Origin of the sequence: Companilactobacillus futsaii JCM 17355, from assembly GCF_001435505.1 — a bacterium.
Taxonomy (GTDB): Bacteria; Bacillota; Bacilli; order Lactobacillales; family Lactobacillaceae; genus Companilactobacillus; species Companilactobacillus futsaii.
The window spans coordinates 24,615-30,614 of sequence record NZ_AZDO01000008.1; the positions used below are offsets into that span (position 1 = coordinate 24,615).

General features: G+C 35.4%; 6 protein-coding genes. 5 read left to right on the forward strand and 1 reads right to left on the reverse strand.

Annotation, left to right across the window (positions count from 1 at the left end; genetic code table 11):
• Positions 1-81 precede the first annotated feature (81 nt).
• From nrdH to nrdF, 4 genes are read left to right on the forward strand one after another with little or no spacing between them, the layout of a single operon-like run.
• Positions 82-312, forward strand: coding sequence for a glutaredoxin-like protein NrdH (nrdH, locus tag FC88_RS00990; RefSeq protein WP_057811953.1), 231 nt, complete (start codon positions 82-84; stop codon positions 310-312).
• 1 nt (position 313) lies between these two features.
• Entirely contained in the window at positions 314-685 is a 372-nt protein-coding gene (gene nrdI, locus FC88_RS00995) for a class Ib ribonucleoside-diphosphate reductase assembly flavoprotein NrdI (protein ID WP_057811957.1), read from the forward strand.
• Positions 672-2,843 (forward strand): class 1b ribonucleoside-diphosphate reductase subunit alpha, encoded by a 2,172-nt coding sequence (gene nrdE, locus FC88_RS01000; protein WP_057811958.1) that lies wholly within the window; start codon positions 672-674, stop codon positions 2,841-2,843. Before nrdI ends, nrdE begins: the two co-directional genes overlap by 14 nt.
• 13 nt (positions 2,844-2,856) lie before the next feature.
• A complete protein-coding gene (gene nrdF / locus FC88_RS01005; RefSeq protein ID WP_057811954.1) occupies positions 2,857-3,882 on the forward strand; it encodes a class 1b ribonucleoside-diphosphate reductase subunit beta in 1,026 nt (341 codons plus the stop codon).
• 269 nt (positions 3,883-4,151) lie between these two features.
• Here nrdF and FC88_RS01010 read toward each other — a convergent pair whose 3' ends face one another.
• The gene (locus FC88_RS01010; protein ID WP_057811955.1) at positions 4,152-4,595 is read right to left on the reverse strand and encodes a MarR family winged helix-turn-helix transcriptional regulator; all 444 of its coding nucleotides are present in this window, start codon (positions 4,593-4,595) and stop codon (positions 4,152-4,154) included.
• Positions 4,596-4,768: 173 nt separating this feature from the next.
• Between FC88_RS01010 and FC88_RS01015 the strand changes: the two genes are divergently transcribed.
• Positions 4,769-5,722 carry an alpha/beta hydrolase gene (locus FC88_RS01015; protein WP_057811956.1) on the forward strand — a complete coding sequence of 318 codons (954 nt, stop codon included), beginning with the start codon at positions 4,769-4,771 and terminating at the stop codon, positions 5,720-5,722.
• Positions 5,723-6,000 lie beyond the last annotated feature (278 nt).

Genomic DNA, 6,000 nt, shown 5'->3' on the forward strand with positions numbered 1-6,000 from the left:
ATTCGTTACAACGAGCACAATATATTGTGTTTATATTTTTTTATGATTATACTAAATGAGAATATGAGAGGAAGTAATACTATGAACAACATAATCGTCTATAGCAAAAACAATTGCATGCAATGTCGCATGACTAAAAGATATCTAAAAGAACATAATGTACCCTTTGAAGAAAGAAATATCAATCAAGACCCACAATATCTTGATACTCTTAAAAAACAAGGTTTCCAAAGTGTTCCTGTCGTTATGAATGAAGCAATGGACCCAATCGTCGGTTTCCGTCCAGACAGCTTGAAGGAACTAGTTGGATAAAATGAACTTAGCTTATTACTCTATCACTGGCCAGACTAAGCGTTTCGTCGAGAAGTTGGGAATAGATGGATATGAAATAACCGATGCCGATCCGTTTTATCAAATGGGGCGGTCATTTATTCTCATCGTGCCTTCTTATGACGACGACATGATGGATCCGGTGATTGATTTTCTTCAATATGAAGATAATGCCAAAAATTGCGTCGGCGTAGCTGGTGGAGGAAATCGTAACTTTAATACTCTTTATAACCATACAGCTAAAGACATCGCCGCTGCCTTAAACGTTCCAGTTATTTTTCAATTTGAATTCAATGGAACGACTAAAGATGTCGAAAATTTTAAGAAAGTAGTGAATGAAATTGGGATTAAATAACCTCGATGCAACCAAACTCAGTTATTTCAAATTGAATAACGAAATCAACATCCCCGTTGATGACAAGATTCCTTTGAACAAGGATAAAGAAGCTGTTCAAGCCTTCTTTAAAGAAAATGTTCAACCTAATACGAAAAAATTTGATACTTTCAAAGACCACATTGATTTTCTAATTGATAATGACTACATCGAAAAGCCGGTCATTGATAAGTATCCTTTATCATTTATTGAAGACCTTTACCACGACTTGTTAGACCAACATTTCCAATTCCAATCATTTATGGCGGCTTATAAGTTTTACAACCAGTATGCTCTCAAAACAAATGATGGCGACCTCTATTTGGAAAATTACGAAATGAGGATTCTTTTTAATGCTCTTTTGTATGCTAATGGCGACCAAGATTTAGCTAGAGCTTTGGCTACAGAAATGATTGCTCAACGTTATCAACCTGCTACGCCTTCATTTTTGAATGCCGGTAGAAAACGTCGTGGTGAATATGTTTCTTGCTTCCTATTGCAAGTAACTGACGACATGAACAGTATCGGTCGGACAGTCAACAGTGCCCTACAACTATCACGTATCGGTGGTGGTGTTGGAATCACTCTATCTAACTTGCGTGAATCTGGTTCACCAATCAAAGGTGTCGAAAATTCATCATCTGGTGTCTTGCCAGTCATGAAATTACTCGAAGATAGTTTTAGTTACAGCAATCAATTGGGACAAAGACAAGGTGCCGGAGCCGTTTATTTGAACGTCTTCCACCCTGATATTATCGACTTCTTATCTGCCAAAAAAGAAAATGCCGACGAAAAAGTCCGTGTTAAAACTTTATCTCTTGGTGTGATCGTCCCTGATAAATATTACGAATTAGTCCGTAATAACGCCGATATGTATTTATTTAGCCCTTATTCAGTTGAAAAAGTCTACGGTGTACCTTTCTCATACGTTGATATCACTAAAGAATATGACAATTTAGTCAACGATGATCGAATCAAGAAATATAAGATTCCTGCTCGTGAGTTAGAAGATGAAATTAGTAAACTTCAACAGGAATCTGGTTATCCTTATGTTTTGAATATCGACACTGTCAATCGCGCTAATCCAATCGACGGTAAAGTTATCATGAGTAATCTCTGTACTGAAATTCAACAAGTTCAAGTACCTTCTGAATTAAATGATGCTCAAGACTACTTGAAGTTAGGTACTGATGTTAGCTGTAATCTCGGTTCAACTAATATTTTGAATATGATGGAAAGTCCTGACTTTGGTAAATCAATTCGTTCAATGACACGGGCTCTTACTTTTGTCAGTGATGCTTCAAATATCACTGCTGTACCTCCAGTTGAAAATGGAAACAAACTCAGCCACGCTATCGGTTTAGGTGCTATGGGCTTGCATACTTTCTTAGCTTGCCATCATCTCGAATACGGTTCACCAGAAGCTATTGAATTTATCAATATTTATTTTATGTTGCTTAACTACTGGACCTTGGTTGAAAGTAATAACATTGCTAAAGAACGTCACGAAACCTTTGCTAATTTTGAAAAATCTAAATACGCTGACGGTTCATATTTCGACAAGTATTTAGCTAACAGCTACGCTCCAAAATTAGATACAGTTAAGGCCCTCTTCAAAGACATCTTTATTCCATCAACAGCTGATTGGAAAGATTTGAAGGACAAAGTTGCCAAAGATGGTCTTTACAACGCTTATCGTATGGCTGTTGCTCCAACTGGTTCTATTTCTTATATCAACAACACTAGTGCCAGCTTGCAACCAGTAACTCGTCTAGTTGAAGAACGTCAAGAAAAGAAAAATGGTAAGTTGTACTTCCCAGCTCCTTTCTTGAGTAACGACACGATCAAATACTACAAGTCAGCTTATGACACTGATATGCGTAAAGTTATTGATACTTACGCTTCAGCTCAAGAACATATCGATCAAGGAATGAGTTTGACCTTATTCATGCGTTCTGAAATTCCTGCTGGCCTTTACGACTGGAAAGATGCTAACGACACTAAACAAACAACTCGTGACCTAAGTATTTTGCGTAACTATGCTTACTACAAGGGCATCAAATCGCTTTATTACGTCAGAACTTTCACTGAAAACAATGACGAAATCGGCAGTAACGAATGTGAAAGCTGCTCAATCTAGGAGGATATTTTTAATGGTTGATACATATTACAAGTCAATGAACTGGAACAAACTTGAAGACCAGATTGATAAGGAAACTTGGGAAAAATTAACTTCACAATTTTGGCTCGATACGAGAATTCCTCTTTCTAACGATTTGGATGATTGGCGTACACTAAGTCCTGCTGAACAAACCGTTGTTGGTCATGTTTTTGGTGGCTTAACATTACTAGATACCTTACAATCTCAAGATGGTATCCAAGCCATGTTAAAAGATGTTAGAACCCAAGCTGAAACAGCTGTCTTCAACAACATCGAATTCATGGAATCCGTTCACGCTAAGAGTTATTCTTCTATTTTCAGTACTTTGAACAGTGCCGAAGAAATTGAAGAGATCTTTGATTGGACGGATCATAACGAATACCTACAAAAAAAGGCTAAATTCATCAATGACATTTATCAAAACGGTGATCCACTTCAAAAGAAAGTTGCTAGTGTTTTCCTAGAGAGCTTCTTATTCTATTCAGGTTTCTACACACCCTTGTACTATCTTGGAAATAACAAGCTAGCCAACGTCGCTGAAATAATCAAGTTAATTATTCGTGATGAATCAGTCCACGGAACTTATATCGGTTATAAATTCCAACTTGGTTTCAACGAATTGAGCGACGATAAAAAAGCCGAAATGAAAGATTGGATGTACGACTTACTTTATACGCTTTATGATAATGAAGAAAAATATACCCGTGACCTCTATAAAGAAGTTGGCTGGGTCGATGAAGTAATGGTTTTTTTGCGTTATAACGCTAACAAAGCCTTGATGAATCTTGGTCAAGAGCCACTCTTTCCTGATGGCAACGCTGAAGATGTCAATCCTATCGTTATGAACGGTATCTCAACTGGAACCAGCAACCATGACTTCTTTTCACAAGTTGGTAATGGTTACTTAATGGGTAAAGTTGAAGCCATGAAAGATTCTGATTACGATATCGGAAGAACTGGCGACAATAAAACACCTAATGGCAGTTCCCTTTTTGACAAAGTTAAAAAATTGAAATAAAAATAACGTTACTCCTGCAATCAAATTTTTTCGGGATCAAACAAATAAGCATCAATTCAGATAATAGTTAATGCAAACGACTATATCTGAATTGATGCTATTTTTGACTCTGAATTATTTGAAATAAACCATAAATGACGTTATCTAGTCGGTAGTGGCAGCTTTGTAGATGCTCAGTACATTCCAGCATCCATAAAGCTTCACTTACGATGACATTCTACTCTAACCTAACTTAAGAAATGAACATCATCATGGAGTGACGTTATTTTTTATTCGGTAATATTTTTGAACATTTTTTTAGACAAAGTTTCCAAAGTATTCCACTCTTCATCAGTGAAACCACTCTTCTCTATCATAATCTTAGGAAGATCATTGACAGATTCGCGCTTTTTAACTCCATCATCCGTCAAATGAACATTAACTACTCGTTCATCAGACTTACTGCGTTCACGAATTACTAAGTTTTCTTTTTCCAAACGTTTCAAAAGTGGCGTCAAAGTTCCGGAATCCAAAGACAACAATGCTCCTAATTTTTTAACTGTTAATTCTTTATATTCATACAGAGCAACTAAGACTAAATATTGAGGATAAGTTAATCCATTTTCACTCAATCCATCATGATACAACTTTTGAATTGCACGCGAAGTTGCATACAAAGAAAAACACAAGTGATCATTTAGAGGAATTGGCCGACTTACGTTGATATCAGGCATAATCAGGCCTCCTTATTATTAATTTATAGTCCATATTCTATTCCTTTGTAAAGAAATTGTAAATGATTTGATTTGATGCAATTTAATTGTTGACAAAAATAATTGAAAACTATATATTTAAACAGTCTTCTAAACGATTGTGCACAATTAAATTACGAAAGAGGAATTTTATTATGACAGATCGTATTTCTTTAGAGAAAGAAGCATTAGAATTTAGCATTGCCAATGAATCACATCCCCGTATTTATGAGATTGATCCGACAAAAGGACGAGCAATCTTTAATCAAGTCCAAGATTCACCCGTCACTAAATTTGACGTTGATATTGACGATATTCCTTTTAATACTGGCAAATGGGGTAACATCAATGTCCGTTTCATTCGTCCTGCTGGAAATAAAGAAATTCTACCCGTTATTTTTTACATTCACGGTGCTGGTTGGGTTTTTGGAAATGCTCATACTCATGACAAACTTGTTCGTGAATTAGCCATTAGAACCAACAGTATAGTTGTTTTTCCGGAATATTCTTTAGCTCCAGAGGCCAAATATCCCACAGCTATCGAACAAAACTATGCTGTCTTGCAAAAGCTAGTTGATCTAGCTGCCATCAAAAAATTCGACCTAACTAAATTAACCGTTGCTGGAGATTCTGTAGGTGGTAACATGGCGACCGTTATGACGCTTCTAACTAAACAACGTCACGGTATCAAGATTAATCAACAACTACTTTATTATCCTGTTACTGATGCCAATTTCGAAACAGAGTCATACAATCAATTTGCTGAAAATTACTTCTTAACTAAAACTGGCATGAAATGGTTTTGGGACAACTACACAACTAATGAAAAAGATCGTGCTCAAATCACAGCTTCCCCATTGCGAGCCAGTCTGGAAGAATTAAGGGATTTACCTAAGGCAATGATTTTAAATGGTGAAGCTGACGTTTTACGCGATGAAGGTGAAATGTATGCCAAAAAATTACGTCAAGCTGGAGTACCGGTAACACACCTACGTTTCCAAGGTATGATTCACGATTTTGTTATGGTTAATTGTCTTGATCAAACTAATGTCACTCGTAGTGCTATGGACGTTTCAACAAATTGGATAAACAAAAATAACAATAAATAATTATTTAAATACATAAGATAAGTGATAAAATACTTATCTTATTTTTTATATATTTTATATCATAATATAATGATTATTTTATATTAAAAATAAGACTAAAATTCACAAACCTGTTACACTTTGATTGGATAATGACAAAACGTCTTGAATACGAGGTGTTTATTATGAATAAATATAAAATCAAATCAAATATATTTTATATTTTTTTATTTATTATTTTTGAGGCGAATTTTATAATCAAGTTAGCCACCTTAAGAAAAAATAAATAAAAAAACACC

Bases quoted from the DNA above. Each gene is read 5' to 3' on its own strand.
- nrdH (WP_057811953.1), top strand. From the start codon at position 82: ATGAACAACATAATCGTCTATAGCAAAAACAATTGCATGCAATGTCGC.
- nrdI (WP_057811957.1), top strand. From the start codon at position 314: ATGAACTTAGCTTATTACTCTATCACTGGCCAGACTAAGCGTTTCGTC.
- nrdF (WP_057811954.1), top strand. From the start codon at position 2,857: ATGGTTGATACATATTACAAGTCAATGAACTGGAACAAACTTGAAGAC.
- FC88_RS01010 (WP_057811955.1), bottom strand. From the start codon at position 4,595: ATGCCTGATATCAACGTAAGTCGGCCAATTCCTCTAAATGATCACTTG.
- FC88_RS01015 (WP_057811956.1), top strand. From the start codon at position 4,769: ATGACAGATCGTATTTCTTTAGAGAAAGAAGCATTAGAATTTAGCATT.